Origin of the sequence: Novosphingobium sp. (genome assembly GCF_039595395.1) — a bacterium.
Classification (GTDB): Bacteria; Pseudomonadota; Alphaproteobacteria; order Sphingomonadales; family Sphingomonadaceae; genus Novosphingobium.
Window position 1 is genome coordinate 2900768 of sequence record NZ_JBCNLP010000001.1, and the last position, 26810, is coordinate 2927577.

Sequence of the window (26810 nt, forward strand, 5' to 3'; positions counted from 1 at the left end):
TAAGACGCCGGGCAAGAGATCAACCGGCGGCCGCAGCGAGGAAGAATCCGGCCATCGCCTCCGCTTTCTGCGCCGCCTTTCACCCTTTCCTAACCCTGTTTGCCGCATGGGGGAGATCACGTATCGAGGGGCGGTTCGGGTGCCACAAGCTATGCTGTCAGAGCGCGGAGAGCCCGCCCCCAGCGCCCTGCGCGCCGGGCGGCCACCGCTTTGGCTGTGCGCCGCGATCCTTGTCTTCGGGCACACCGCCGTGCCGTTTCTGGCGGGCAGCATGGCGCCGATCATCTCGCTCGCCTGTCTGGTGACGCTTGCCCTGATCACGGCGAAGGCCTGCCATAAGCGCGCGGGCGTCAGCGGCGTGCAGGGCTGGACCATGCTGGCGCTGGCCCTGTGCATCTGGGCGGGCGGCATGGCGGCCAATGCGCTGATGCATCTCTCGCTGGGCCATTATCAGGGCGATGCCAGCGTCTGCCTGATGTTCTTCGTGATCTATGGCGTGCCGATCATCTTCGCCACCTCCAGCCCGGAGAATGAGAGCCTGCCGGTGCGCATCGTCGATGCCTTGCTGGCCAGCGCGCTGGGGCTGCTGTTCTTCGCGCATATCTTCTCGCTCTCGACGCTGGCGGGCGCCAATCCTGCCGATGCCGAACTGCTGACGCGCATGTTCGACATCGAGAATGGACTGGTCGCGCTGTTCGCGCTGATGCGTTTTACCACCAGCCATACGCGCGCGCATCGCGATTTCTTCGGCATTCTGCTGGTCTATGGCGTGATCTATATGCTCTGCACGGCCTATATGGATCACTGGCAGAGGGAGGCCGATTACGGCACGCCCTTCGATCTGGTGATCGATCTGCCCTTCATGCTGCTGATCGCCATGGTGTCGCGCCCGCTGGCCACGGGCAGCAGTAAAAGCCCGAACCCGCTGCGGCGCGAGCGTCTGGCCCAGGCCATCAGCCCGCTGATGCTGCCCGCGATGCTGCTGGTGGTGGCCGCGACGATGCTGCGCACGCATCCGGTCTGGGCGGTGACGGGCTTTGGCGCGGCGACCATCGTCTATGGCCTGCGCAATGTGCTGACGCATCTGCGCAATCTGGAAGAGCGCGACCGGCTGGAGCGCCTCTCGCGCATCGATGATCTGACCGGCCTGCCCAACCGCCGCAATTTCGACGCGACCCTGCAGAGCGAATGGGCGCGCGCTCAGCGCCATGGCCACAGCCTGTCGCTGCTGATGATCGACATCGACCATTTCAAGCTGCTCAACGACCATCTCGGCCATCCCGAGGGCGACAAGCGCCTGCGCGATGTCGCCGCCGCGCTTGCCGCCTGCGCGTCGCGGGAGGGCGATATGGTTGCGCGCTATGGCGGCGAGGAGTTCGTGGTCATCCTTCCGGCGACCACCTCGGCGCAGGCCTGGCACATTGCCGAGCATATGCGCATCAGCATTTACGATCTTGCCCTGCCCACGCCGGCTCCGGGCGGGCAGGTGAGCATCAGCATTGGGGTCAGTTCGAGCGACGCCTGCGAGGGCGAGCCGCAGACGCTTCTGGCCGCCGCCGATGCCGCGCTTTACGAGGCCAAGCGCGGCGGTCGCAATGCGGTGCATCTTCCACTGGCGGCCTGACGTTCCCCTCGCCATGATCGGGAGGAATGGCGGGCTGTGCACACACTGTCATGGCGGCGCAGGCCGACGCTTCACCAATCATTGCCGAAAAACAGCAATCTAACGACCTTTCCTGAGACCCGATATCCGAGTCTCCCGGCCTTGAGCAGCGCCATCCGCCCTCTGCCAGCAGCTTTTTGTCATTCGATTGCACTCCTCACCCCGGCTCATGCACGGCTCGTCCATCAGCGTCCCCGCTGACGGATTTAGCTGTCTAGACCCCCTCGGACAGCTTTGATGCCGCATCGGCGTCGCTTCCTTTCTGGTCGTCTTTTCGGCCCTGTCCGCCATGTGCCGGGTGCGTCTCTCGCGTCCGCTTCCGGCGGCAACGGAGACATACATGTCCGAGATCCATGCGCTGCGCGCATCGAAGACTCATGCGCTGCGCGCGCATTTCGGCTGGTTCAAACGCCGCCACGAAGTCACCATCAGCGACGTTACCGTCATCGATCGCCCCACCCTCAACCGCGCCGTCGCTGCCGCTGCCCTCGGCAATGCGATGGAGTGGTTCGACTTTGGCGTCTACGGCTATCTGGCCGTCACGCTGGGCCAGGTCTTCTTCCCCGGCGACAAGCCCGCCATCCAGTTGATCGCGGCGCTGGCCGCCTTCACCGCTGCCTTTGTGGTCCGCCCGCTGGGCGGCATGGTGTTGGGCCCGCTGGGCGACCGCTATGGCCGCCACAAGGTGCTGGCCATGACCATGATCATGATGGCCCTCGGCACCTTTTCCATCGGCCTGATTCCCTCCTATGCGCAGATCGGCATGGCCGCCCCGGTGCTGCTGCTGCTGCGCACGGTTGGTGCAGGGCTTTTCGACCGGCGGCGAATATGGCGGCGCGGCGACCTTCATCGCCGAGTATTCCACCGACCGCAACCGGGGCCTGATGGGCAGCTGGCTGGAGTTCGGCACGCTGGGCGGCTATATCGCCGGTGCCGCTCTGGTCACCGGTCTGCAGATGTCGCTGGGGTCGCAGGCCATGCTGGCCTGGGGCTGGCGCGTTCCCTTCCTGGTGGCCGGGCCGCTGGGCCTGCTGGGCCTCTACATGCGCATGAAGCTGGAGGAAACGCCGGCCTTCAAGGCCTACACCGATGAGGCCGAAAACCGTGAGACCGTCCGCCTGCGCGACATGATCAGCGCGCATTGGCGCCAGTTGGTCAAATGCGTGGCGCTGGTGCTGGTGTTCAACGTCACCGACTACATGCTGCTGACCTACATGCCCAGCTACCTCAGCGTCACCATGGGCTATGCCGAAAGCAAGGGGCTGCTGCTGATCATCCTGGTGATGCTGGTGATGATGCCGCTCAATGTGCTGGGCGGGGTGTTCGCCGACAGGCTGGGCCGCCGCCCGATGGTGATCGGCGCCTGCGCCGCGCTGATCGTGCTCGCCATTCCCTGCATGATGCTGATCGGCACCGGCAATGATGCGCTGATCTTTCTGGGGCTGATGGTGCTGGGCATCACGCTGGTGTGCTTTACCAGCACGATGCCTTCCACGCTGCCGGCGCTGTTCTATACGCCGGTGCGCTACAGCGCGCTGTCGATCGCGTTCAACATCTCGGTCTCGCTGTTTGGCGGCACCACGCCGCTGGTCACCGCCTGGCTGGTGGAGACGCACCGGCGACCCGCTGATGCCGGCCTATTACCTGATGGGCGCAGCGCTGATCGGCCTTGGCGCAATGCTGACGGTGAAGGAAACGGCGGGCATGCCTCTGCGCGGCTCTCCCCCGGCGGTGGAAAGCAGAGCCGAGGCGCGCCAACTGCTGGCCGAGGGCCATCCGGTGACCGTCGACCGCGCTTTGCCCGATATCACCCTGCCGCCTCTGCCGGCTGCCAAGCCCGCCCCCGGACAGGGGCTCGCCTACACCGGCGCGCGGTAAAGCCGCTCAGCGAGCGCCCCGTCAGTCAGTCTTTCGAAGCATCATTGGCCTGAACGCCCTGAGGATCGCGGCGCGCATAGGTACCGCTGCCCGCGGGCGCAGGCGGCGGCAGACCCACCTTGGGGCGCGGTTTGAAGTCACGATAGGCGGGCACATGGTTGCCCGCCTCCAGCCCGGCATTGCCCATCACCGCCTGAGCCGCCGCCGGCCAGGCATTGTTGATGACGAGGTGGTCGTCCTCGATGAGGTTGTTCATATACTCGTTCCAGATGCCGCCGACGACGGTGGCATCATGCCAGTTGCCCCTGGCCGTGTTGTTGATCGAGGTGCGCAAGGGCAGCGCCGAGCGCGCGGTGTTGACGTTGAGCCATTGCCGCACCGGTCCCTCCACCACATTGTTGCGCACGGTGAAGCCGCGCGATCCCTCATCGAGGTAGAGCGCCACGCGGTGGCCGATGTCGAAGACATGGTTCTCGGCAATGACGCAATCCGGGCAGGCCGAGAGGTTGTAGATCGCTCCGCCATCGTCGGCGATCTGCTTGACCTTGTAGACGCGGTTGTAGGCCACCATCACATCGTGGCGAATGGTCGGCGTTTCCCAGAGCGGGTTCATCCCCGCATCGTAACCCCGGAAATTGGCGAGATAATTCGCATTGCCCCCGCGATCGACATAACCCCAGCCATAGCCGACATCGATGGCGTCATAGGGCGCATCGGAAATGTCGTTATGGATGATGATCGCCCCGTCGAAATAGGTCGCCAGCACCGAGGCGGTGTCGCTGAAATCCTTGCCGGTGCTCTGGATCAGATTGCTCTGGATCAGCAATTGCCGGTTGGTCAGGCGCGGGTCGGAGGGGTGATGGGCATCGGGCTGCACGCCGCCCGCCGCGATGGCGCCTGCGGAAAGATCGGCGAAGAGATTGTCGCGCACCACCACATCGGCGGTGGCAAGGCCGACACTGGCCAGATTGGCATTGGCATCATTGCCGATGCCCAGCGCATATTGCCCCAGATGGGCAAAGACATTGCCCTCCACCAGCACATGCTGAGCGGCGGAAATCTGCACCGCCGATGGCATCTGATGCCAGGTGTTGCGCACCGTTTCAAAGGCCGCGCAGCCCATCGAGCAGGAGGTCAGCGCGTCCGCCGGGAAAGTTTTGGCCTGCCCGGTCAGGAAGGCGCCGCTCTGCTGGTTGGCATAGCCCTCTGGGCCGGAGGGGCCAGTCCAGCTCGTATAGGAAAACTGCAGACCCCTGATGGTCAGATCGTGGATCGGGGCCTGAGGCGTGCCCGCAATGCTGACCAGCAGCGGCAGGCGCGGCAGTTGCACATCGGCCTGCGCCAGATCGACGCCGGCGGCGGGCTTGTAGTAAATCCGCCCGGCATCGGCATCCAGATACCATTCGTTCTCGGCATCGAGGAAGGCCAGCGCATTGGTCAGAAAGAGATGCGCCTGATCGGCGTGGAAGGGGTTCTGCACCGTGTCCCAGCCCCAGAGATTGTTGTTCCAGGCGGGCTGGCGCATCTCCAGCGAAGAACCGTTGACGCGCTCCACCGGCGCATAGCGATGGGTGAAGAAACCGGTCGCCTCGATCTCCAGCCGGTGTTCGGCGGCGGCCTTGGCGAGGATCTTGGCGGCGTCTCCGCTCAGCGTGATGCCATGCGCGGTGAAACTGGCATCGCTGCGGGCGATTTCGGTGCGGGCGCGGCGCGCCTCATGCCCGTTGACCCAGAGCTGGCGCGCGATCACCCCCTTGGTCGCATCGGCGACATAGATGTTGCGCTCACGATCAAACAGCGTCCAGCCGGTGACGACAGTGCCGCTGGTGATAAGCGGGCGGGCCTCTGGTGTGGCGCCCTGCCATGTCACCTTATGGCCGTTCTGTCCGCCATCCCTCGCGGTGAAGGCCAGCGGCGCGGCCAGAGCATAGGTGCCGCCATGGATCGTCACCACCACATCCTGAGTGGCATTGACGCCCCGCACCGCCGCCTGAGCGCGGGTCAGGCTGCGGAACGGCGCCTGCGCGCTGCCCGAGGCCTGATCGCTGCCGCCGGGCGCCACGAAAAACTCGACATGCGGGCGCTGGGGCGCGGCGGCCGAGGGGACCGCGACCATCAACAGCGCCGCGCCTGCCAGAAGCCCATGCACACGACCAACCATCGCATCTCTCTCCCGAGGCGCGCCCTGGGGGGCGGCGGCCTTGTCCCATTGCCGAATGTCCCGCAGGTGCTGGGGGATTCGTATATTTAGATATCAATTATAGTATTTGATATATCTATCACAATGGATCGCACAAGAAGGAAATCGCAAACGCGTGCAACGCGCAAGGCCTGCACCTCACCGCCCTGTCAGATCAAATTCCTCGCGCAGCAGATCGTTATGCGCGCCAATCGCCGGAGCCGCCGCCTGCGCCGCCGGGCGCGCACCATCGATGCGGATCGGGCTGCGGGTGGTGGTGACATCGACGCCATCGCGCCTCACCCTTCCCAGCATATCCAGCCGCTGGAAGGCATCATGCGAGAGCAGACCGGGCCAGTCCATCACCGGCGCGCACCAGATATCATGGGGCCTGAGCAGAGCCAGCCAGTGGTCGGTGGTCTCGCTGACCAGATGGCGCGCGATCATCAGCTTGATCGCCTCCCTTTGGGTGAAAGCGGCATCGGGCTCCTCGGCCAGTCGGGCCAGATCGGGCAGATCCAGCAAGGTCGCCAGCCTCGCCAGCGGCGTCATGGCCAGCGCCAGATGCCCGTCGCGCGTGGCATAGACGCCATAGGGCGCCGCCAGATAGGCATGGGCCCCATGGCTCGCATCGCGCTTCGGCAGGCGGCCATTGTCGTTGAGATGGGTCGTCAGCACCTCGAACTGGAAATCGACGATGGCCTCCAGCAGGCTGGTTTCCACGCGCGCGCCCTGCCCGCTGATGCCGCGCCTGACCAACGCCGCCAGAATGCCCTCGACCAGCGCATGGCCCGCCAGCATATCGGCCACCGCCAGCCCCACCGGCACCGGCCCGTGCCCCGCGCTGCCATTGAGCCACATCACGCCCGAGACCGCCTGCACCAGCAGGTCCTGCCCCGGCAGGCCCGCCCATGGCCCATCCTCGCCATAGCCGGAGATGGTGGCATGGATCAGGCGTGGATTGATCTGCCGCGCCGCCTGCCAGCCCACCCCGAGGCGGTCGGCCACGCCGGGGCGGAAGTTCTGGATCACCACATCGGCGCGGGCCATCAACTGGTGCACCGCCACCAGATCGGCGGGGTCTTTCAGATCGGCGGCAAAGCTCAGCTTGTCGCGGTTGATGGCGTGGAACAGGGTGGAATCCCCGCCCAGATCGGTGTCTGTCATATAGAGCGTGCGGCAGATGTCCCCGCCATCGGGCCGCTCGATCTTGATAACCCGCGCCCCCAGATCGCGCAGCCGCAAGGCCGCCGAGGGGCCCGAGAGAAACTGCGCCATATCGAGCACCAGCAGCCCTTCGAGCGGCATGGATGAGGGCGATGTCACAGGCTGGCCTCGAACAGGGCGTTGATGTCGCGGATGACGGCGGCCTCGTCCTCGCCCCGGCGCAGCGCCTGATTGATGCGGCAGGAGGCCTCATGCTGGAAGGCCATATAGCCGTCATGGCGCGGGCGCACCCATGCCGCATCCAGCGTGCGGCGTGTGGCGCGGTAGAAATCGAGAACCGGCGCATTCACCGCAGCATCACTCCACGCTGCGGCATGGCCCGGTTGCCCGCCCGCCTGCGCATAGAGGCCCTTCTGCACCTCTTCCCCCGCGACCCACAGTGCGAAATCCGCCGCCTGCGCTCCATGCGCCCCCAGCGCCGACACGGCGATACCCGTGCCCCCCAGTGAGGAGCCGCACGGGCCCTCAGCCCCCATCGCCGCCAGATCGGAAAAGGCCAGACGCGCGGGCCGGAACCCTTCGCGCGCATAGCTGACATAACCAAAGATGATCGGCGCCAGATCGATCCGCGCATCGCTTGCGGCCATGGCCTCCAGCACGGCGATCGGGTCCATATCGAGGCAGGCCGGATCGATCAGGCGATAGAGCTGCCCCAGCGCGCGCAAAGCGGCCTCCCCCCTTTCCGGCGCAAGCAACGGCACTCCGCTGTCCAAAGGCACCCCGCCCTGCAAGCCATAGAGCGTGAACAGGCTGAGCACCGAATGCGGCGGCAGCAACGGGCAGGCCACCCGCCCCTGCTCCGCCAGAGCCAGCACCCCGTCCCATGTGGTCGGCGCCACCGGCAGGCGCTCGGGCGCGCGGACCTGCACCTGCGCCGCCGCGTCGATCGGCAGGGCCCAGACCTGCCCGCCCCAGCGATAGCTTTCCAGCGACTGACCCAAAGCCCCCTGCGCAATGCCATCGAGCCGCGCCGGAGCGAAAGGCAGCAGGCATTGCTCGGCCACCACCTGCCCGACATGGGGGTGATCGATGACGATCAGATCATACTCGCGCGCCAGTTGCTGCACCGGATAGGTCTCGAAATCCTGCAGCGAGCGGCGCTCCCAGACGATCTCCATCTCGCCCTGCTGCTGCCAGACGCGCGATGCGGCCACCAGCGGATCGACCCCGCGCGGATGATCCCATGTCATGCCCTTGAGATGCACATATGTCTCCCTTGGCGAGGAAGCGAGTTGACTCGCCTGTCGCTCTCTCATAGTTGAACTGATATATCTTTTATCACATGTGATATACAAATGAAAATCTGTCCAGCCGGGAGCGGATGCTGTCTTATGCGTTTCCTTCCGGGCATGATGATCGCCCCAGCGTGGAGAGTTGAATGACCGACCTGTCCGGCAAGACCGCCCTTGTGACCGCCGCCGCCCAGGGCATCGGGCGCGCTTCCGTGGAGAAGCTGGCCGCCGCCGGTGCCCGCGTGATCGCCACCGATATCAATGAGGAGGCTCTTTCCGCCCTGGCCGGCCTCGCCCATGTGGAGCTCCGCAAGCTCGATGTGCTCGACGATGCGGCGGTGAAGGCGCTGGTGGCCGAGGTGGGCCGGATCGACATCCTGTTCAACTGCGCGGGCGTGGTGCATGGCGGCACCATTCTGGAGGCGAGCGAGGACGATCTCGATTTCGCCCAGGCGCTCAACGTCAAGGCGATGATCCGCACCATCCGCGCCGTGCTGCCCGGCATGGTGGAGCGCAAGGATGGCGCGATCATCAACATGTCCTCGGTCGCCTCGGCGGTGAAAGGCGTGCCCAACCGCTTCGTCTATTCGGTGACCAAATCGGCGGTGCTGGGGCTGACCAAATCGGTGGCCGCCGATTTCGTGGCGCATAACATCCGCTGCAATGCGATCTGCCCCGGCACGGTGGACACGCCCTCGCTTCAGGGCCGGCTGGGCGCGGGCGGCGATTATGATGCGACACGCGCCAATTTCGTCGCGCGCCAGCCCATCGGCCGCTTCGGCAGCGCCGAGGAAATCGCCGATCTGGTGGTCTATCTGGCGGGCGCCGGTTACACCACCGGGCAGGCCATCGCCATCGATGGCGGCTGGACAATCTGACCCTCAGCCCCGATCCTGATGGCCGAACCATGATGGAAGACCGCGTGACCGATACCCCAAAGCGCCCCACACTCTATGTCACGCGGCGCCTGCCCGAAGCGGTGGAGGCGCGGCTTTCAGCCGATTACGAGGTCTGTCTCAACACGGAGGACCACCCGCGCAGCCGCGCCGAACTGGCCGAGGCGCTGCAGAGTTTCGACGCAATCTGCCCGACGATCACTGACAGGATCGATGCCGACTTGCTGGGCCAGCCGGGCAACCGCGCCCGCCTGCTGGCCAATTTCGGCGCGGGGCTCGACCATATCGATCTGGTCGCCGCCAAAGCCGCCGGGATCGCCGTGACCAACACGCCCGACGCTCTGACCGATGCCACCGCCGACATCGCCATGCTGCTGATCATGATGGCCTGCCGCCGCGCGGGCGAAGGCGAGCGGCAGTTGCGCGCCGGTCAGTGGCCGGGCTGGCACCCCACCCATCTGCTAGGCCAGACCTTGACCGGCAAGGTGCTGGGGCTGGTCGGTTTCGGGCGGATCGCGCGTGCCACGGGCAAGCGCGCCGAGGCTTTCGGCGTGCGGGTGCTGCATCACAGCCGCCGCCCCTCGGGCGAACCGGGGCATGTCACGACGCTGGAGGAACTGGCAGAGCAGGCCGATATCCTCTCGCTGCATGTGCCGGGCGGGGCCGAGACGCGGCATTTGGTGGATGCCGATCTGCTCGCGCGGATGAAGCCGACTGCGGTGCTGGTCAACACGGCGCGCGGGCCGGTGGTGGATGAGGCGGCGCTGGCGCGGGCGCTGCGATCGGGCACCATCGCGGCGGCGGGGCTCGATGTCTATGAGCGCGAGCCGGTGGTCCATCCCGATCTGCTGGCTTGCGAGAATGCTGTACTGCTGCCGCATCTGGGCAGCGCGACAATCGAGACCCGCACCGCCATGGGCATGCAGGCGGCGGACAATCTGGACGCTTTCTTCGCCGGACGGGATCTGCCCAACCGTGCCGTCTGATCCCGTCACGCTGGCGCGCGCCGCCGGGGCGATCCGCGCGAAGCTGGGCGAAAGCCTGCTGGTGGTGGGGATCTGCGGCGCGCAAGGCAGCGGGAAATCCACGCTGAGCGAGGGTCTGGCCGCGCTGTTTCGCGGCGAAGGCGTGGCGACCGCTGTGCTGTCGATCGACGATCTCTATCATACGAAGGCGGTGCGCGAGGAGTTGGGGCGGACGGTCCATCCTCTGCTGGCCACGCGCGGGGTGCCGGGCACGCATGATGTGGCGCTGGGGCTCAAGCTGCTGGATGAGCTGGCGCAGGGGCGCCCTGCCCTGCTGCCGCGCTTCGACAAGGGGGTGGATGATCGCGCGCCGCTCGATCAATGGGAACATGCGCCTGCCGACACGCGCCTGCTGATACTGGAAGGCTGGTGCGTGGGGGCACGGCCGCAATCCGCTGCGGCGCTGGTCAATCCGGTCAACGCTCTGGAGCGTGATGAAGACCCCACCGGCGCTTGGCGGCGCCATGTCAACGATCAGCTCAGCGGCCCCTATCGCGCCCTGTTCGACCGGCTCGATGCGCTGATCCTGCTGGCCGCCCCCGGTTTCGAGGTGGTGCTGCGCTGGCGTATCGAGCAGGAGCAGGCCCTGCGCGCCAGGGGCCAGGGCATGAACGACACCCAGATCGCCCGCTTTATCCAGCATTACGAGCGGCTCACCCGCCATATCCTCGGCGACATGCCCCACGATGCCGATCTGACGCTGCCGCTGAATGAGGATCGCTCACTGCGCATCTGATATCTCTGATTGCCATATTGATCTTTTAATGTAGGGTGCAGCCATCAGTCCGGGAGAGAACGGCGATGGTTCACCTTTACGGCCGCGACTATGCGCGACGCGAGATCGCGCAGCACAGCGGCATGCTTTCGCAATTTGCAGGCGTGCGCCTGATGACCCTTGGCGACGGGGTGGAGCGCGGCATCCGCATGCTCGACTTCCGCACCGGCAGCGGGCTGCGCTTCACCGTGCTGGTCGATCGCGCGATGGATATCGCCGATTGCGAACACAACGCCCGCGCCATCGGCTGGAACTCGCCCGCCGGTTTCCGCCACCCCAGCCTGCATGAGTATGAGGGCGAAGGCGGGCTGGCATGGCTGCGCTCCTTCTCGGGCCTGCTGGTGACCTGCGGGCTCGATCACACGCTGTTTATGGATGAGGATGACGCGAGCCATTATGTCTATGGCCCGCGCAAGGTGGTGTCCTCCTCGCTGCATGGGCGGGTGGGCACGATCCCCGCGCGCCTCACCGGCTATGGCGAGCGCTGGGAGGGTGAGCGCTGCGTGCTTTGGGCTGAAGGGATCGTGCAGCAATCGACCGTCTTCGGCGAGGATCTGCATCTGATCCGCCGCATCGAGGCCGATGTCGGCGGCGATGAAATCCGCCTCTCCGACCGCGTGGTGAACCATGGTTTTTACCGCACGCCGCATATGTATTGCTATCATATCAATGTCGGCCACCCCGTGCTGGCGGAGGGTGCGCGTTACCTCGCCCCGGTGCGCGATGTGGTCTGGGCGGCGCATGAAGGGGCGGATTACCGGAGGCAAAACGCGGGCTATCGCACCCTGCCCGCCCCGCAGCGCAACTTCCACGAGCAGGTCTGGCAGCATGAGATGGGCGCCGATGCGCAAGGGCGCGTGCCCGTCGCGCTGATCAATGATGCGGCAGGGTTCGGCCTGATGGTCGAGACGCGCAAGGACCAGTTTCCCTGCCAGTATGAGTGGCAGAACCTGCAGGCGGGGCAATATGCGCTGGGCATCGAGCCCTCGACCAACCATGTGCTGGGCAAGCCCTTCGCCCGCCAGCGCGACGAGCTGATCTGGCTCGAACACGGCGAGGAGCGGCATTACGATACGCGCTTTATCGTGCTCGACGGCGGCGCGGCCATTGCGCAGGCCGAGGAGCGCATCCGCGCCATCGCCATCCAGCCCGCCGAGGATTTCCCCGAACCCTCGGGCAATTACCGCGCCATCGCAGGCCGCGAGGTGGCGGCATGAGCATCGCCGGGCGCACCATTCTCTACACCGGCGCGGCGGGCGGGCTCGGCCTGCCCACGGTGCTGCATTTCCTTGAGCAGGGCGCTCAAGTGGTGGTGGTCGACAACGACCCGGCCAAGATCGCCGCGCTGGAAGCGGCGGCTGCAGGCACCCATCGCGACAGGCTGACCGTGCTGGCATCGGATATGTCCGATCTGGCCCGCTTCCGCGCCGATATCGCGGGCGTCGGCCAGCGGCTTGGCGGCTACGATATCGTCATCAACAATGCCGCGATCTATCCTTCCAAACGCTTCGAAGATTATTCCATCGAAGAGCATCAACTCGTGCAGCGCATCAATGTCGATGCGGGGATTGTGGCGGTGCAGGTCGCCCTGCCCAGCATGCGCGCGCGGCAGTGGGGGCGTATCGTCAACATCGCCAGCGTCACCTTCTATGGCGGCTGGGCGCAGCTTTCGCCCTATGTCGCCTCCAAGGGCGCGCTGGTCGGGCTGACACGGGCCTGGGCGCGCGAGTTCGGGCCCGACGGCATCACCGTCAATGCCCTCTCGCCCGGCGCCTTCCCCACCGATGCCGAGAAGATCCACCCCGATCCTGAGGGCTACACCCGCCATGTGCTGAGCCATCAGGCCGTGCAGCGGCGCGGCACCCCGCGCGACATTTCCGCCGCGCTTTCCTTCCTCGCCTCCGACGAGGCGGGCTTCATCACCGGCCAGACGCTCAACGTCGATGGCGGCTGGATCATGCATTAAGAGGACACGATCTATCATGGGTATTCTGAGCGGCTATCGCGTCCTCGACTGCTCGATCGCCATGGCGGGGCCCTTTGCGGCGCAGCGGCTGGGCGATCTGGGCGCCGATGTGGTGAAGGTCGAGCCGACCACCGGCGAGTGGCAGCGTTATCGCGCGGCAGGCGGCGCGACGGGCCGGAAGATCAACACCTCCTTCCTCTCGCTCAACCGCAACAAGCGCTCGCTGGCGATCGATCTGAAGAGCGAGGACGGCAAGGCCGCGCTGCTCGAACTGGTGAAGAGCGCCGATGTCTTCATCCAGAACTACCGCCCCGGCGTCGCCAAACGGCTGGGGGTGGATTACGAGACGCTGAGCGCCATCAACCCCCGGCTGATCTATGTCTCCATGTCCGGCTATGGCGAGAGCGGGCCCTATGCCAAACGCCCGGGGCAGGATCTGATCCTGCAGGCCATGTCGGGTGCGATGCTCTCCACCGGGCGGGCCAGCGATCCGCCTGCTCCGGCAGGGCAATATCTGGCCGATGCGATCACCGCCTATAGCGCCTTCGAGGGCGCGCTGGCCGCGCTGCTTCACCGCGAGCGCACCGGCGAAGGGCAGTTGGTGGAGGTCAACATGCTCGACGCGCTGGTGACGATCCAGATGCAGGAACTCTCGGTCTTCACCGTGGGCGGCAAGCCGCAGACCCGCTCGGAGGAACCGCATGCCCATTGCTACATCCGCTCGCCCTATGGCGTGTTCGCCACGGCGGATGGCTATATCGCGCTGGCCTTTGCCAGCCTGCGCAAGCTGGGCGAACTGATCGGCGAGCCCAGTTTCGCCGCTATGGACGATGAGACCGATAGCTGGGCGCACCGCGACGCCATCTTCGCCCGCGTCCGCGAAAAGCTGCCCGCACGCAGCAGCGCGGAATGGCTGGCCCTGTTCGACAGCCACGATATCTGGTCGGGCAAGGTCTATGGCTATGAGGATGTGGTGGCCGATCCGCAGATCGCGCATAACGGCACCTTCGTGGAGTATGACCACCCCAGCGAGGGCCGCGTCAAAACCCCCGGCTTCCCGATCCGCTTTTCGAAAACGCCCTCCACGGTGGAGCGCGGCGCCCCCCCAGATCGGCGAGCACAGCCGCGAGGTGCTGAGCGAGGCGGGCTTCGACGACGCCACCATCAAGCGCCTGCTGGAGAGCGGCGTGGTCCGTCAGGAGGCATGAGATGAGCATTCTGTTCGAAATCGACGGCGCGGTCGCCACCATCACGCTCAACCGCCCGGAGAAGTTCAACGCCGCCACACCGGCCATGTCCAGGGCCATCGTGGAAGCGACACAGGAATGCGACCGCAACGATGATATACGCTGCGTCATCATCACCGGCGCGGGGCCCAAGGCCTTTTGCGCGGGATCGGATGTCGAGGCGCTGGACGATTACGCGACGCCCTGGGATTTCCGCAACCGCGTGGATTACTGCGATGCCATCCATAAGCTGCGCAAGCCGAGCATCGCGGCGGTCAATGGCCATGCGCTGGGCGGCGGACTGGAAACCGCGCTGAGCTGCGACATCCGCATCGCCTCGAGCAACGCCAAATTCGCCGCGCCCGAAATCAAGCTGGGCTGGATCGGCGGAGGCGGCATGGCGGCCTTTCTGGCGCATTCCATCGGCGCCTCCAATGCGGCGCTGATGCTGATGACCGGCGACCCCATCGATGCCCAACGCGCGCTGGGCTGGGGTCTGGTCAGTGAAGTGATCGAGCCCGATGCGCTGATGGACCGCGCGCGCGCTTTGGCCGAGACCATTGCCGCGCGCGCCCCCATCGCCGCCGAGACCGCCAAGCGCAATCTGACGGCAGCCTTCTCCATGCCGCTGGAGGAAGCCATGGCCTATGAGCGCGACCTGCAGACAATTTGCTTTACCACGCAGGATGCGCTGGAAGGCCGAGCGGCGTTCAAGGAAAAGCGCGCGCCGGTGTTTCGGCGCAAGTAAAGCGCGCCAACACAGAAAAGCCGGCACGGGATCGCTCCTGTGCCGGCTTTTTCTGTGCGCGAGGAAGGCGGAGCGCTGTCACGCCCCGCCCTCCCCGGTTCAGAACCGCATGCGCGCGCCAAAGGTGAAGCGCCGCCCCGTATCGCCATAGCTGAAGGTCTGGCTGGGCACGCTTGAGTAGGTGAACTCGCGCTCATCGGCCAGATTCAGCGCACTGGCCATCACGGTCAGATGCTTGTTCACATCATAGGCGAGGCTGGCGTCCAACTGGCCATAGGCCGCATAATAGAGCGGCAGACCATTGCGCCCATTGGCCGTTTCCAGATATTTGCTGCGCCACGTATAGGCCATGCGCGCCTGAAAACCGTATTTCTCGTAATAGCCGACAAGGCTGTAGGAATATTTGGAGAGCCCCTCCAGACCATAGCTCGTGCCGCTGACCTGGTTCTGATACTGGGCATTGCTGTCGACCAGCGTGAAGCTGCCCTGGAAGCCCAGCCCGCTGAAGATCCCCGGCAGGCGCGTGAAGGCCTGGCGATAGTTCAGCTCCAGCCCTTTCACCGCTGCGCCCTTGCCATTGGTCGGCTCGGTCACCTGGAAGGTCACCTGATCGACCTGCTGGGGCGTGGTGGTCTGCGCCACGAAGGAGTCGATGCTCTTGTAGAACAGCGCCAGCGACAGCAGCGAGGTCTTGTCGAAATACCACTCCAGCCCGGTCTCGACCTGCGAGGCGCGGAAGGGGTTGAGGTTGGGGTTGCCTCGGGTGATCTGCTCATTGCCCGGATTGGTCAGGATCGACTGGGCGGGCGACAGATCGGTCAGCGTCGGGCGCGTCATCACCCGCGAGCTTGAGAAGCGCGCGACCAGCTTGTCGGTCAGATCCAGCCGCAGGTTCAGCGAGGGCAGGAAATCATTGTAATGCCCCGCAAAGCCGAAAGGCACCACCGGCGAGAGGGTGATGATGTTCTGCCCGCCACCATTGGGCCGCGCGCTCAGGATCGTCTGCGCCGCGCCGGTCGAGGTGTAGCTGGTGTCCTCGAAACGCAGGCCGGTGTTGATGGCCAGCGGCATGCCCGCAAGCTGCGTCTTGAAGTCCATCATCAGGTAACCGATGTAGACATGCTCATCGACCACAGAGCTGGCCGCCGGGTTGAAGACCGGGCGCTGATAGCCGACGAAATTGGGATCGCTGCTCTTGAAGGCCTGCAGCGCCTGCACGAACTGGCGCGGATCATAGGTGATCCACTGGCGCGGAATGCTGCCATTGTAGCCGGAGAACCAGTCGTTCGGCGTGGTCTGGAACAGCGAGGCGGGCATCGGCACATAGACCGAACCGCCGCAGAAAGCGCATTGCGAGGCCGGGGGCTGCTGCAGCGTGTTGTTGGTCTTCTTGCGATCCTCACGCGCGGCGCCAAAGGACACCACAAAGCCGTTGCCCGGATCCCACACGCCGTCGAACTTGGCCTCCAGCGTCTGGTCCTTGATGTCGGAGCCGCCATCCGCCTCGTAATGCGCGCCGATGTGGTTCACATCGGTGGCGGCATTGGCGTAGTTGGGGTTCGACCAGGCCATGTTGAAGATCGGATTGCCGGTGCGGCTGTCCCATGACAGATCCATGCCGGTGCGGCGGAAGGTCGAGAAATAGCTGTCGGCCGCGCCCGTGCGGGTGGCCTGCGAGCGCGCCAGATCGGCGGTCAACTTCAGGTCGCCCTTGTGCCACTCCAGATTGCCGCCGATCAGATAGGTGGTGTTGTGCTGCACCGTGCTGCTGACGATCTCGTCCACCGTGCCGCCGGTAAAGCGCTGGGCCACCGCCGAGCCGTTCTGCACCACCTGATCGACCAGCGTGCCGCCGCTGAAATCGTAAGCGATCTGCGAGGTGTTATCCAGCTCGTTCAAACGCGTGTAGAAACCATCCAGCGTGAAGAGCAGCGTGTCGGTGGGCTTCCACTGCAAGGTCGCATTGGTCCCCACCCGCTTCTTGGTGGTGAAGACATAGGTCGGCGACATGTTGGACGGCATCGTCACATTGGTGAAAGGCGCCACATTGGGGCCGACGCGGCCATTGTAATAGCTGTCGGTGCTGCTGTGGGTGACCCAGCCCGCGCCGATGTCGAATTCGTCGGTGCGGATCTTGCGGTCCTCGTAGGAGGCGACCACCGCCAGACCCAGCGTGCCTTCGGCATTGTGCCAGCTCACCACGCCCGAGAGCGAAGGGCCCCAGTTCTTGGCGAGTTGCTGGTCCTGCGCCTGACCGGAGAGCGCCAGCGTAAAGGGCTTGAGTTCGAGCGGGCGGATCGAGCGGATGTTGACCGTCGCGCCGATGCTGGCGCCGTTCAGCTTGGCCATCGGGCTCTTGTAGACATCCGCCCCGGCGATCAGCTCGGAGGGCAGTTCGTCAAAGCTGAATTCGCGGCCGACATTCTCGGTCGCCAGCGTGCGGCCGTTGAGCGTCACCACGTTGAACTGGGGCCCAAGCCCGCGCACCGAGATGAAATTGCCGTCGCCATGGCTGCGATCGATGGTGACACCGGTGATGCGCTGGAGCGATTCCGCGACATTGCTTTCCGGCAGCTTGCCCAGATCCTCGGTGGCGATGGAATCGACGATGTTCACGGCCTTGCGCTTGATATCGATGGCGGCCTGCTGCGATTTGCGCAGGCCGGTCACGATGATCTCCTGCTGGCCGCTGGCGGTGCTGGCATCGCCGGGCGGAGGAGCGCCCTGCGGCGCCTGTTGCGCGAAGGCGGGGCCGGCCATCAAGGCTGACAAACCCACACCCATTGCGAAGCGACTGAACCTACCCTTCATCCCCGGTCCTTCCCCATTTCCCATATCGCGTTTTTAAGATTTCACGATTCATTATTGATATATCAATTGCACCTCTTGGAATGTCTTTCAAGAGGGTTTTTTGATACCGGGGCCGTGGGTGCTCCGGTCATCGCCCCGGTGCAGAGGCACGGACATTGAGCATGCAGAAGCAGTGGCTTACCCAGCCATCTTATCGGAACAGCACATGGCGTATGGCGACATGCGCCCGGAAACGGGTTTCAGTGCACCGAACGGATCGGCAGCACGAAACAGCTTCCGGCAAAAACGAAGGCGATCGCCGAGACGAAGAGAGCCCGGTAATCGCCCCCCGTCACATGCAGCAGCCATGCCGACCACACCGGGCTGAGGATCTGGGGGATGTTGACCGCCGTGGTCAGAATGCCCAGATCCTTGCCGGTCGCCTCACCGCGTCCTTGCGGCAGCACCTGGGTCATCAGCGCCATATCCACCGACATAAAGGCGCCGTAACCGATGCCCATCAGCGCGGCATAGCCCATCATCCCCGGCACGCTGGCCATCACCAGCGGCACGATCAGCGCCAGCCCCATGATGATGCTGGAGAGGAAGACGAAAGGCTTGCGCCGCCCCACCCGGTCCGAAGCGAAACCCGACCCAAAGGCCGAAAGCACCAGCGCGACAAAGGTGATCGTCGAGAGCGTGGCAATGGTGCGGTTCGAGGCGGACACCGAGAGGTGAATGTAATCCTGCAGAATATAGAGCAGATAGGTGACGATCCCCTGATAGCCCATATAGATCGTGAAGCGGCCCAGAAAGGCCCAGGCAAAATCGGGATGCTCACGCGGGCTGACCCAGAAACCGGCGAGAAAAGCGCCGGGCCGGAACGGCTCTGGCGGCGCGGCTGAAACCGGCGGCTCGGGGTTGAGGAGGATGAAGGCAAGGCACACCAGCACGATGCCCGCCGCCAGCACGCCATAGGCCAGCGTCATGTCATAGGCCAGATAGCCGCCCAGCACGATGCCCGCCGTGCCCCCCGCCGTCATCCCCGCGCCGACAAAGCCCGAGGCGGTGCCGCGCTGTTCGGCGGGGAAACGGTCGGCCACGATGGTCGTGACGGCGGCCTGCATGGAATTGAGCGCGACGGTCGCCCCCACCCAGACCATGGTGATCGGCCACAGGCTGGTCATGCGCGCGGTGAGGAACAGGCAGATGCCGCCCACCACCGATCCCAGCACGATCCATGGCGTGCGCCGCCCGAACCGCCCTGATGTGCGGTCCGACAGCGCCCCGGCGATCGGCGTGGTCAGCGTCGAGAAGACCGAGGTGACGGCAAAGACCATCGCCAGATTGCCCGCCTTATGCGCGTGATCCAGCGCCTCGATCTGGTTGGGCAGCAGCACCGAGAGCACCGCGCAATAGAGCGCCAGCAGCACGAAGAACACGGCAGACAACGACAGCAACAGCCGCCACGGCCGCCCCTGCCCCGCCACCAGCGCGGGCGCGATGGCCAGATCGCTCACAGCACGCCTGTCAGACGATGTTGCGGCGGCGCATCGCCAAGGGCGCTACGTTCCAGCACCTCGGGGCGGCGCCATGCTGCGCGGGCCTCCTCGCTCAGCACCAGACCGTGGCCCGGCGCTTGCGAACCATGAATGAAGCCATCGCGGATCTCATAGGGCTGCTCCACCAGATGCTCGAAGTTCTGATAGCTGTACTCCAGCCATTCGACTTCGGGCAGCGCCAGCGCCATGTTCACCCCCACCTCCAGAAAGGTGTTGCCCAGCGTGACCGGCACGCCCAGCTCTGCCGCGAACCAGCCGATGCGCATCACATCGGTGACATGGCCATGGACGTTGAGCATATCCGCCCCGCCCGCCTGAAGCAGCGCGCGCTTGCCCGAAACATCGAGATATTCGCCCGAATTGATCAGCGTCTCGCCCGCCGTGCCGCGCAGCAAGCGCAGCCCGTCGATGTCGCTGCGCAGAATGGGGTCCTCCATCCAGAAGATCGGATGGCCCGCGCGACGGAACAGCTCAAGATTGGCGATGGTCTGCTTGGGCGACCAGGCTTCATTGGCGTCGATCATCACCGTGCGGTCAGGGCCGACAGCCTTCGCCAGCAGATCGAGGCGGTGCAGGTCGCGTTCCACCTCGGCATGGCCGACCTTGATCTTGAAGGCGGTAAAACCCTCCGAGGCGGCATGGGCGAAGAGCGCCTGAAAGGCATCGTCAGCCAGATGGAAGTCCAGCCCGCTGGCATAGGCGCGCACCTTCGAACGCCGCCCGCCCAGCAATTGCCACAAGGGCAGGCCCACCTGCTTGGCAAACAGATCCCACACCGCATGCTGCAGCGCTTCCTCGACAGGAATGCCGCTGCGGCGCTGGTTGCCACCGCGCGGGCGGGCGACGCGATGGGCCAGCGCCCCAGGCTCCTGCCCGTCCAGACCGGGCCAGATTTCCACCGCGAAAATGCGTATCAGCTCGGCCTCATCGGGCAGCGGCGCGAAGAGCGACTGCATGAAACCCAGGCCCACCCGCCCTGCCCCGTCGATCAATTCCAGCGCGGCGAGATGGACATCGTCCGTCCGCACCTGGCTGTCACCGATCACGCGGTCCCGCGCGAATTGAAATCGAGTGATACGGAAGTCGACGATCGCCATTTTCACCGCTACTATTGATCCAGAGTGACGTTTTGAGATATCAGTGCGCAAGGATAGATATGGCAGACAAACAAACTTGGCAAGCTGGAAAGGATGACAGCGATGAGACCGCGAGCCTCGTGGGCAAGCGGCTCAGCGATGTCGCCTACAGCGCGATCCTTGAAGGATTGTTCGAAAAGCGCGTGCCCGCGGGGGCTTTCGTGTCGCAGAACGATCTGGTGAAGCTGCTGGGCATTCCGGTGCAGCCGCTGCGCGATGCGCTGCGCGTGCTGGAGGCCGAGGGCGTGCTGACGATCCATCCACGTTCGGGCATCCAGTTCCTCAAGCCCGATCTGGAGCTGGCGCGCAGCACCTATCAGTTCCGCACCATCATCGAGCGTTCCGCCGCGCGCGCCTTTGCCGAGGCGGGGGATGCCAATGAGATCGCCACGCTGATCGCGGACCACAAGGCGCTGATCGAGCATATGGAAACGCACGGTTTTTCGGCCGACATGCCCGACCGGGTGGATGCGCTGGACCACCGCCTGCATGCTTCGATGATTGCCACTTTGCGCAATCCGCTGGTCGAGACGACCTCGCGCCGGTTGAAGAATTACGTGACGCTGATCCGTCTGGAGCGGCTGATCACCCAGCCTGTCGCGCTGCGCACGCTGCGCGAACATCTCGAAATCCTGGAAGCCTGCGCCGACCGCGACGCCGACCGTGCCGAGGCGGCTCTCAACCAGCACTTCCAGGCCGCCTTGCAACGCATCTTGGGAATGTTCTGACCTATGGGGATTATCGATTCGCATCAGCACTTTTGGCAGCTCGATAATCCCGGTCACCAATGGCCCGATGCCGACTGGCCGCGCATCCATCGCGATTTTGGTCCCGATGATCTGCGGGCGACGGCACAGGGCTGCGAACTGGCGGGCACGGTGCTGGTGCAATCCCAGCCCGACGACCGCGACACCGACTGGATGCTCGCCCTTGCCCGCGACGAGCCGCTGATCAAGGCGGTCGTGGGCTGGGTCGATATGGCCGCGCCCCATGCGCCACAGCGGATCAAGCATCTGGCCACCCATGACAAATTGCGCGGCATGCGCCCCATGCTGCAGGGCATGGAGGATGCAGCATGGATTTTAAGCGACACCGTCGCCCCCGCCATCGAAAGCATGATCACCCATGGCCTGCGGTTCGACGCGTTGATCCAGCCGCGCCATCTGCCGGTGATCGCGCAGTTGGCGCAACGCTGGCCGGAGCTGCGAATCGTCATCGATCACGCCGCCAAGCCGCATGCTGCCACCGGCACCCTCGATCCATGGCGCGCCGATATCGCCCAGCTTGCCGCCAATCCGGCGATCTTCTGCAAACTCTCGGGCCTGCGTACCGAGCAGGCACCCGGCCAGAGCGCCGAGGCGCTGCGCCCCTATGTGCAGCATCTGGTCTCCTGCTTTGGCGACCGGCTGATGTGGGGCAGCGACTGGCCCGTGCTGCTGCATGCGGGCGACAGCTATGCCGACTGGATCGCCGATGCGCTGCGCCTTGCCGCACCGCTCGATGCTGCGCAGCACGCCAGCCTGATGCGCGGCGCCGCGACTCGCTTCTACGACCTCTGACGACAGGATCGCGCCATGACCCAACGCCTTTGCCTCGCCCTCGACCTGGTCGATGATGCCGCGCTGATCGCCGAATACGAACGCTGGCACCAGCCCGGCGTCACACCGTCCGAGATCATCGCCTCGCACCGCGTGGCCGGGATCACGCAGATGGAGATCTATCGCGCAGGCAACCGCATGTTCATGCTGATCGAGGCCGACGACAGCTTCTCCGAGGCCGCCAAGGCCGCAAGCGACGCCGCCGATCCGCATGTGCAGGCCTGGGGCAAACTGATGAAGCGCTTCCAGCAGCCGGTACCCGCTGCAGGGCCCGACGGTACATGGATACCCGCCCAGCGCATCTTCCGCCTGAGCGATCACCCATGATCATCTCCTCGACGCTCGACTTTCGCGATGCCGCGCGGCGCCGCCTGCCGCCCTTTCTGTTCCACTATGCCGATGGCGGCGCCTATGCCGAGGAGACGCTGCGCCGCAATGTTGCCGACCTGAGCGACATCGCCCTGCGCCAGCGCGTGCTGCGCAACATGGAGGATATCACCCTCTCGACCAGCCTGTTCGGCGCGGCGATGCCTCTGCCCGTGGTGCTGGGGCCCATCGGCATCGGCGGCATGTTTCGCCGCCGCGGAGAAATTCAGGCCGCCCGCGCCGCGCATCGCGCCGGGCTGCCCTTCACGCTCTCCACCGTGTCGATCTGCTCGCTGACCGAGGTGACCAAGGCCGCGCCGGGGCCCAACTGGTTCCAGCTTTATGTGATCCGCGACCGGTCCTTTATGCGCGATCTGCTGGCCACCGCGCGCGAACAGGGGGCCAAGGCGCTAGTCTTCACCGTCGACATGCCCGTGCCCGGCGCGCGCTATCGCGATGCCCATTCCGGCATGTCCGGCCCTTATGCCCCCGCGCGGCGGGTGATGCAGGCGGTGACTCATCCGCGCTGGGCGTGGGATGTGGGGCTCAACGGGCGACCGCATCGGCTGGGCAATCTGGAGCCGGTGCTGGGCAAGGCCAGCGGGCTCAATGACTATATCGGCTGGCTGGGGAGCAATTTCGATCCCTCGATCGCGTGGCAAGATCTCGACTGGATCCGCTCGGAATGGGATGGGCCGCTGATCATCAAGGGCATTCTCGATCCCGAAGATGCGCGCGAGGCCGCAGCCATCGGCGCGGATGGCATCGTGGTCTCCAACCATGGCGGGCGTCAACTCGACGGTGTGCTGTCCTCGGCGCGCGCCCTGCCCGCGATTGCCGATGCGGTGCGCGACAGGCTGACAGTGCTGGCCGATTCCGGGGTCCGATCGGGGCTGGATGTGGTGCGGATGCTGGCGCTGGGCGCGCAGGGCGTGCTGCTGGGACGGGCGTGGCTCTATGCCATGGCGGCGGGCGGCGAGGCCGGGGTGACCCAGTTGCTCACCCTGATCGAGAAGGAAATGCGCGTGGCCATGACCCTGACCGGCGCGCGCAGCATCGGCGAGATCGACCGCTCGATTCTGGCGTGACGCAAATGTACGGCGCCGTGGCGCCTGACCGCATGGCCATAGGCTGGCGGAACAATCTTGATAGTCCCGACTGATCTATCATTGATGGATAAAGAAATATCAGATAGGTCAAATTCCAGACATCTGAAGGCGGGAGAAAAGCGTGGATCAGTCAAGGCAGCAGCACAGCACGATTCGCCCCGGCCGGCTTGCCTCATCGCCATTCCCTCTCGCCACCATCCGCGAAGGCCGCCGCGCATGACCCTCATGTCCCCCGACGCTGCCGCGATCAAACGCGCGCTGGCCGCCGCCCCTTTCGGCTTTGGCGCCTCGGGGCTGGGCAATCTTTACAAGGCCATCGATGAGGCGGCATCGCGCGCCACGCTCGATGCCGCATGGGCGGAGGGCGTACGCTATTACGACACCGCGCCCTTCTACGGCTTCGGCCTGGCCGAAAGGCGCATGGGTGACGGGCTGCGCGAACGCGACCGGGGCGACTTCATCCTCTCCACCAAGGTCGGCCGTTTGCTGCAGCCCATCGCGCGGGCCTCCGAAAGGCACGGCTTTGTCTCGCCCATGCCCTTCGAGCCACTGTTCGATTACAGCTACGATGGCGTGATGCGCTCCTTCGAGCACAGCATCCAGCGGCTTGGCCTGAGCCGCATCGACATCCTCTATATGCATGACATCGGCGCCTACACCCATGGCGATGCCAATCCCGCGCTGTTCGATACAGCCATGGAGGGCGGCTATCGCGCGCTCGACGAGCTGCGCGGCGGCGGACAGGTCGGCGCCATTGGCCTTGGCGTCAATGAGGTGGCAGTCTGTGAAGCCAGCTTCGCCCATGCCGACTTCGACCTGTTCATGCTGGCCGGGCGCTACAGCCTGCTCGACCAGTCACCGCTCGACGGCTTCTTCGATGCCTGTTTGAAGCGAGGCACCGGCATCGTCGCGGCGGGCGTGTTCAATTCGGGCATTCTGGCAACCGGCACGCGCGGCGGCGGCACACCGCATTACGACTATCAACCCGCCTCGCCCGAGATTCTGGAACGCACCCGCCGGATCGAGGCCATCTGCGACGCCCATAACGTCCCCCTGCCCGCCGCCGCGCTGCAATTCGCCGGCGCTCACCCCGCCGTGGTGACCAGCGTGATCGGCACTGCCAGCCCGGCGCGGATGCACGATACCGGGCGGCTGGCGACGTATCCCATTCCCGCCGCCTTCTGGCAGGATCTGCGCGATCAGGCGATCATCCGCAGCGATGCGCCGGTCCCGGCTGGTCGATCATGCCCGGAGTTCACCCATGACCACCATCCTTGATGCCGCGGCGCTTGCCGCTCCCCTGGTCGGCAGGGTCTGGCGCCCGGACCGACAGGGCCCCAGCCTTGTCCATCTGCGCAACGGCCACCTGTTCGATGTGACCAACCAGCAGGCCCCCACCATGCGCGACCTGCTGGAACGGGACGATCCCGTCGCATGGCTGGCGGCCCAGACCGGCGAAGACCTCGGCCCGCTGGAGGCCATCGCCGCCAACAGCCGCGAGGCCGGGCGCAGCCCAGATCACCCATGGCTGCTGGCCCCCTGCGACCTGCAGGCGATCAAGGCCTGCGGCGTCACCTTCGCCCGCAGCATGATCGAGCGCGTGATCGAGGAACGCGCGGCAGGCGACCCCGCCCGCGCCGAGCAGATCCGCACCAGCATCGCCGCCATCATCGGCGACAGCATTGCCGCGCTGGTCCCCGGCTCGGCGGAGGCGGCGCATTCAAAAGCGCGCTTCAGCAACAGGGCCTGTGGTCGCAATATCTCGAGGTCGGCATCGGCCCGGATGCCGAGGTCTTTACCAAATCGCAGCCCATGTCGGCGGTCGGCTGGGGTGCGTCGGTGGGCATTCTGGCCGCCTCGCAATGGAACAACCCCGAGCCCGAGATTGTGCTGGCGGTCGACAGCAAGGGGCGCGTGCGCGGCGTCACCTTGGGCAATGACGTCAATCTGCGCGATATCGAAGGCCGCTCGGCGCTGCTGCTGGGCAAGGCCAAGGACAACAACGCCTCCTGCGCGATCGGGCCCTTTATCCGCCTGTTCGATGCGACATTCGGCATGGATCAGGTCCGGCAGGCGAAACTCTCGCTCTCGATCGAGGGTGAAGATGGCTACCTTCTGCAAGGCGAAAGCCGGATGGACGAGATCAGCCGCGACCCGCTCGACCTTGTGGCGCAGGCGCGCAACGCCAACCATTTCTACCCCGATGGCTTCATGCTCTTCACCGGCACGCTGTTCGCCCCCGTGGAGGACCGCGACGAGCCGGGCCAAGGCTTCACGCATAAGGTCGGCGATGTGGTGCGGATCGGCGCGGCGGGCATCGGCACGCTTGAAAACCGCGTCGCGCTCTGCTCCGATTGCCCGCCATGGTCCTTTGGCGTGGCCGATCTGATGCGCAATCTGGCCCGGCGCGGCCTGCTTTAAACCTTTCCCAGCCCTCAACGTTCAAGGAAACCCAAGCGATGAAACTCTGCCGCTATGGCCCGGTCGGCCAGGAAAAGCCCGGTCTGGTCGATGCCCAAGGCCGCATCCGCGACCTCTCCGCCCATATCGCCGACCTCACCGGTGCCGAGATCGGCGCCGAGGGCCTCGCGAAACTGGCCGCCATCGATCCGGCCTCGCTGCCGCTGGCCGAGGGTGAGCCGCGTTACGGCGTGCCGGTCAAGGGCGTGGGCAAGTTCATCGCCATCGGCCTCAACTATGCCGACCATGCCGCCGAATCGAACCTGCCGATCCCCGAGGAGCCGGTGGTCTTCAACAAATGGGTCAACTGCCTGCAGGGCGCCAACGATCCGGTGACGATCCCGCGCGATTCGCTCAAGACCGACTGGGAGGTCGAGCTGGGCGTGGTGATCGGCAAGCGCGCCAGCTATGTCGAGCTGGATGAGGCGCTCGACTATGTGGCGGGCTATTGCACCATCAACGACGTCTCCGAACGCGCCTGGCAGACCGAGCGCGGCGGCACCTGGGACAAGGGCAAGGGCTTCCCCACCTTCGGGCCCGTCGGCCCCTGGCTGGTCACCGCCGATGAGGTGGGCGATCCGCAGGACCTCTCCATGTGGCTCGACGTCAATGGCAAGCGGGTGCAGAACGGTTCGACCAAGACGATGATCTTCTCGGTGGCCGAGATCGTCGCCTATTGCTCGCAGTTCACCACGCTGGAGCCAGGCGACATCATCACCACCGGCACCCCGCCGGGCGTGGGTCTGGGCCAGAAGCCCGAGCCCTGGTATCTCAAAGCCGGTGACGTGGTGACGCTGGGCATCGAGAAGCTGGGCGAGCAGCGGCAGGATTTCGTCGCATGGTCGCGCGATTGAGCTTTTCGACATCGTGAAAGGAAGAACCCGGCAAGGCGCGTCCCTGCCGGGTTTTTCATGCCGCCCCGGATCGATGCTCAGGCTGGATCGATCCTTGCCATCTCGGATTTGGTGAAAGGC

21 protein-coding genes and 2 pseudogenes are annotated in these 26810 nt (G+C 65.4%); 17 read left to right on the plus strand and 6 right to left on the minus strand.

Features of this window, described 5'->3' with window-relative positions:
• The first annotated feature begins 151 nt into the window (after window positions 1-151).
• The 3 genes and pseudogenes from ABDW49_RS13420 (at window position 152) to ABDW49_RS13430 (ending at window position 3594) form a co-directional block, all read left to right on the plus strand.
• The gene (locus tag ABDW49_RS13420; RefSeq protein ID WP_343612534.1) at window positions 152-1624 is read left to right on the plus strand and encodes a diguanylate cyclase; all 1473 of its coding nucleotides are present in this window, start codon (window positions 152-154) and stop codon (window positions 1622-1624) included.
• Window positions 1625-2162: 538 nt separating this feature from the next.
• A pseudogene (locus ABDW49_RS13425) lies at window positions 2163-2366 on the plus strand (MFS transporter); the annotation flags it as partial.
• A gap of 97 nt (window positions 2367-2463) precedes the next feature.
• A complete protein-coding gene (locus ABDW49_RS13430; protein ID WP_343612535.1) occupies window positions 2464-3594 on the plus strand; it encodes an MFS transporter in 1131 nt (376 codons plus the stop codon).
• Here the strand turns inward: ABDW49_RS13430 and ABDW49_RS13435 are convergent.
• The 3 genes from ABDW49_RS13435 to ABDW49_RS13445 all read right to left on the minus strand — a co-directional run bounded on the left by ABDW49_RS13435 (window position 3567) and on the right by ABDW49_RS13445 (window position 8152).
• The gene (locus tag ABDW49_RS13435) at window positions 3567-5702 is read right to left on the minus strand and encodes a right-handed parallel beta-helix repeat-containing protein (RefSeq protein WP_343612536.1); all 2136 of its coding nucleotides are present in this window, start codon (window positions 5700-5702) and stop codon (window positions 3567-3569) included. The genes ABDW49_RS13430 and ABDW49_RS13435 overlap by 28 nt on opposite strands.
• Before the next feature lie 177 nt (window positions 5703-5879).
• Complete coding sequence (locus ABDW49_RS13440; protein ID WP_343612537.1) at window positions 5880-7046, minus strand: CaiB/BaiF CoA-transferase family protein; 1167 nt, start codon at window positions 7044-7046, stop codon at window positions 5880-5882.
• Complete coding sequence (locus tag ABDW49_RS13445; protein ID WP_343612538.1) at window positions 7043-8152, minus strand: extracellular solute-binding protein; 1110 nt, start codon at window positions 8150-8152, stop codon at window positions 7043-7045. The genes ABDW49_RS13440 and ABDW49_RS13445 overlap by 4 nt, the downstream gene beginning before the upstream one ends.
• A 173-nt stretch (window positions 8153-8325) precedes the next feature.
• Between ABDW49_RS13445 and ABDW49_RS13450 the strand changes: the two genes are divergently transcribed.
• The 7 genes from ABDW49_RS13450 to ABDW49_RS13480 all read left to right on the plus strand — a co-directional run bounded on the left by ABDW49_RS13450 (window position 8326) and on the right by ABDW49_RS13480 (window position 14815).
• Window positions 8326-9057 (plus strand): SDR family oxidoreductase, encoded by a 732-nt coding sequence (locus ABDW49_RS13450; protein WP_343612539.1) that lies wholly within the window; start codon window positions 8326-8328, stop codon window positions 9055-9057.
• A 44-nt stretch (window positions 9058-9101) separates the two neighbouring features.
• Window positions 9102-10061: a D-glycerate dehydrogenase gene (locus tag ABDW49_RS13455; RefSeq protein WP_343612540.1), complete on the plus strand. Its 960-nt coding sequence runs from the start codon at window positions 9102-9104 to the stop codon at window positions 10059-10061.
• 10 nt (window positions 10062-10071) lie between these two features.
• On the plus strand, window positions 10072-10836 hold the full coding sequence (locus tag ABDW49_RS13460; RefSeq protein ID WP_343614287.1) for a kinase: 765 nt from the start codon (window positions 10072-10074) through the stop codon (window positions 10834-10836).
• 65 nt (window positions 10837-10901) lie between these two features.
• Entirely contained in the window at window positions 10902-12092 is a 1191-nt protein-coding gene (locus ABDW49_RS13465) for an aldose 1-epimerase family protein (protein WP_343612541.1), read from the plus strand.
• Window positions 12089-12841: an SDR family oxidoreductase gene (locus ABDW49_RS13470; protein WP_343612542.1), complete on the plus strand. Its 753-nt coding sequence runs from the start codon at window positions 12089-12091 to the stop codon at window positions 12839-12841. Before ABDW49_RS13465 ends, ABDW49_RS13470 begins: the two co-directional genes overlap by 4 nt.
• 16 nt (window positions 12842-12857) lie before the next feature.
• Window positions 12858-14054, plus strand: coding sequence for a CoA transferase (locus ABDW49_RS13475; RefSeq protein ID WP_343612543.1), 1197 nt, complete (start codon window positions 12858-12860; stop codon window positions 14052-14054).
• A complete protein-coding gene (locus ABDW49_RS13480; RefSeq protein ID WP_343612544.1) occupies window positions 14051-14815 on the plus strand; it encodes an enoyl-CoA hydratase/isomerase family protein in 765 nt (254 codons plus the stop codon). Before ABDW49_RS13475 ends, ABDW49_RS13480 begins: the two co-directional genes overlap by 4 nt.
• Window positions 14816-14914: 99 nt before the next feature.
• Here ABDW49_RS13480 and ABDW49_RS13485 read toward each other — a convergent pair whose 3' ends face one another.
• The 3 genes from ABDW49_RS13485 to ABDW49_RS13495 all read right to left on the minus strand — a co-directional run bounded on the left by ABDW49_RS13485 (window position 14915) and on the right by ABDW49_RS13495 (window position 20264).
• The gene (locus tag ABDW49_RS13485; protein ID WP_343612545.1) at window positions 14915-17575 is read right to left on the minus strand and encodes a TonB-dependent receptor; all 2661 of its coding nucleotides are present in this window, start codon (window positions 17573-17575) and stop codon (window positions 14915-14917) included.
• A 290-nt stretch (window positions 17576-17865) separates the two neighbouring features.
• Window positions 17866-19125 carry an MFS transporter gene (locus ABDW49_RS13490; RefSeq protein WP_343612546.1) on the minus strand — a complete coding sequence of 420 codons (1260 nt, stop codon included), beginning with the start codon at window positions 19123-19125 and terminating at the stop codon, window positions 17866-17868.
• The gene (locus tag ABDW49_RS13495) at window positions 19122-20264 is read right to left on the minus strand and encodes a mandelate racemase/muconate lactonizing enzyme family protein (protein ID WP_343612547.1); all 1143 of its coding nucleotides are present in this window, start codon (window positions 20262-20264) and stop codon (window positions 19122-19124) included. Before ABDW49_RS13495 ends, ABDW49_RS13490 begins: the two co-directional genes overlap by 4 nt.
• A 59-nt stretch (window positions 20265-20323) precedes the next feature.
• Between ABDW49_RS13495 and ABDW49_RS13500 the strand changes: the two genes are divergently transcribed.
• From ABDW49_RS13500 to ABDW49_RS13530, 7 genes and pseudogenes are all read left to right on the plus strand, one after another.
• A complete protein-coding gene (locus ABDW49_RS13500) occupies window positions 20324-21031 on the plus strand; it encodes a GntR family transcriptional regulator (RefSeq protein ID WP_343612548.1) in 708 nt (235 codons plus the stop codon).
• Between the two features lie 3 nt (window positions 21032-21034).
• The gene (locus ABDW49_RS13505; protein WP_343612549.1) at window positions 21035-21862 is read left to right on the plus strand and encodes an amidohydrolase family protein; all 828 of its coding nucleotides are present in this window, start codon (window positions 21035-21037) and stop codon (window positions 21860-21862) included.
• 15 nt (window positions 21863-21877) lie between these two features.
• Window positions 21878-22228, plus strand: coding sequence for an L-rhamnose mutarotase (locus ABDW49_RS13510; protein ID WP_343612550.1), 351 nt, complete (start codon window positions 21878-21880; stop codon window positions 22226-22228).
• On the plus strand, window positions 22225-23355 hold the full coding sequence (lldD, locus tag ABDW49_RS13515) for an FMN-dependent L-lactate dehydrogenase LldD (RefSeq protein ID WP_343612551.1): 1131 nt from the start codon (window positions 22225-22227) through the stop codon (window positions 23353-23355). The genes ABDW49_RS13510 and lldD overlap by 4 nt, the downstream gene beginning before the upstream one ends.
• A gap of 237 nt (window positions 23356-23592) precedes the next feature.
• Complete coding sequence (locus ABDW49_RS13520) at window positions 23593-24654, plus strand: aldo/keto reductase (RefSeq protein ID WP_343612552.1); 1062 nt, start codon at window positions 23593-23595, stop codon at window positions 24652-24654.
• Window positions 24638-25797, plus strand: a pseudogene (locus ABDW49_RS13525) (fumarylacetoacetate hydrolase family protein). Before ABDW49_RS13520 ends, ABDW49_RS13525 begins: the two are co-directional and overlap by 17 nt.
• Window positions 25798-25835: 38 nt before the next feature.
• On the plus strand, window positions 25836-26690 hold the full coding sequence (locus ABDW49_RS13530; RefSeq protein ID WP_343612553.1) for a fumarylacetoacetate hydrolase family protein: 855 nt from the start codon (window positions 25836-25838) through the stop codon (window positions 26688-26690).
• Window positions 26691-26810 lie beyond the last annotated feature (120 nt).

What these genes read in the sequence shown, in the direction of transcription:
- ABDW49_RS13420 (WP_343612534.1), top strand. Translation starts at nt 152, where the DNA reads ATGCTGTCAGAGCGCGGAGAGCCCGCCCCCAGCGCCCTGCGCGCCGGG.
- ABDW49_RS13435 (WP_343612536.1), bottom strand. Translation starts at nt 5,702, where the DNA reads ATGGTTGGTCGTGTGCATGGGCTTCTGGCAGGCGCGGCGCTGTTGATG.
- ABDW49_RS13450 (WP_343612539.1), top strand. Translation starts at nt 8,326, where the DNA reads ATGACCGACCTGTCCGGCAAGACCGCCCTTGTGACCGCCGCCGCCCAG.
- ABDW49_RS13465 (WP_343612541.1), top strand. Translation starts at nt 10,902, where the DNA reads ATGGTTCACCTTTACGGCCGCGACTATGCGCGACGCGAGATCGCGCAG.
- ABDW49_RS13470 (WP_343612542.1), top strand. Translation starts at nt 12,089, where the DNA reads ATGAGCATCGCCGGGCGCACCATTCTCTACACCGGCGCGGCGGGCGGG.
- ABDW49_RS13475 (WP_343612543.1), top strand. Translation starts at nt 12,858, where the DNA reads ATGGGTATTCTGAGCGGCTATCGCGTCCTCGACTGCTCGATCGCCATG.
- ABDW49_RS13480 (WP_343612544.1), top strand. Translation starts at nt 14,051, where the DNA reads ATGAGCATTCTGTTCGAAATCGACGGCGCGGTCGCCACCATCACGCTC.
- ABDW49_RS13485 (WP_343612545.1), bottom strand. Translation starts at nt 17,575, where the DNA reads ATGGCCGGCCCCGCCTTCGCGCAACAGGCGCCGCAGGGCGCTCCTCCG.
- ABDW49_RS13495 (WP_343612547.1), bottom strand. Translation starts at nt 20,264, where the DNA reads ATGGCGATCGTCGACTTCCGTATCACTCGATTTCAATTCGCGCGGGAC.
- ABDW49_RS13500 (WP_343612548.1), top strand. Translation starts at nt 20,324, where the DNA reads ATGGCAGACAAACAAACTTGGCAAGCTGGAAAGGATGACAGCGATGAG.
- ABDW49_RS13505 (WP_343612549.1), top strand. Translation starts at nt 21,035, where the DNA reads ATGGGGATTATCGATTCGCATCAGCACTTTTGGCAGCTCGATAATCCC.
- ABDW49_RS13510 (WP_343612550.1), top strand. Translation starts at nt 21,878, where the DNA reads ATGACCCAACGCCTTTGCCTCGCCCTCGACCTGGTCGATGATGCCGCG.
- lldD (WP_343612551.1), top strand. Translation starts at nt 22,225, where the DNA reads ATGATCATCTCCTCGACGCTCGACTTTCGCGATGCCGCGCGGCGCCGC.
- ABDW49_RS13520 (WP_343612552.1), top strand. Translation starts at nt 23,593, where the DNA reads ATGACCCTCATGTCCCCCGACGCTGCCGCGATCAAACGCGCGCTGGCC.
- ABDW49_RS13530 (WP_343612553.1), top strand. Translation starts at nt 25,836, where the DNA reads ATGAAACTCTGCCGCTATGGCCCGGTCGGCCAGGAAAAGCCCGGTCTG.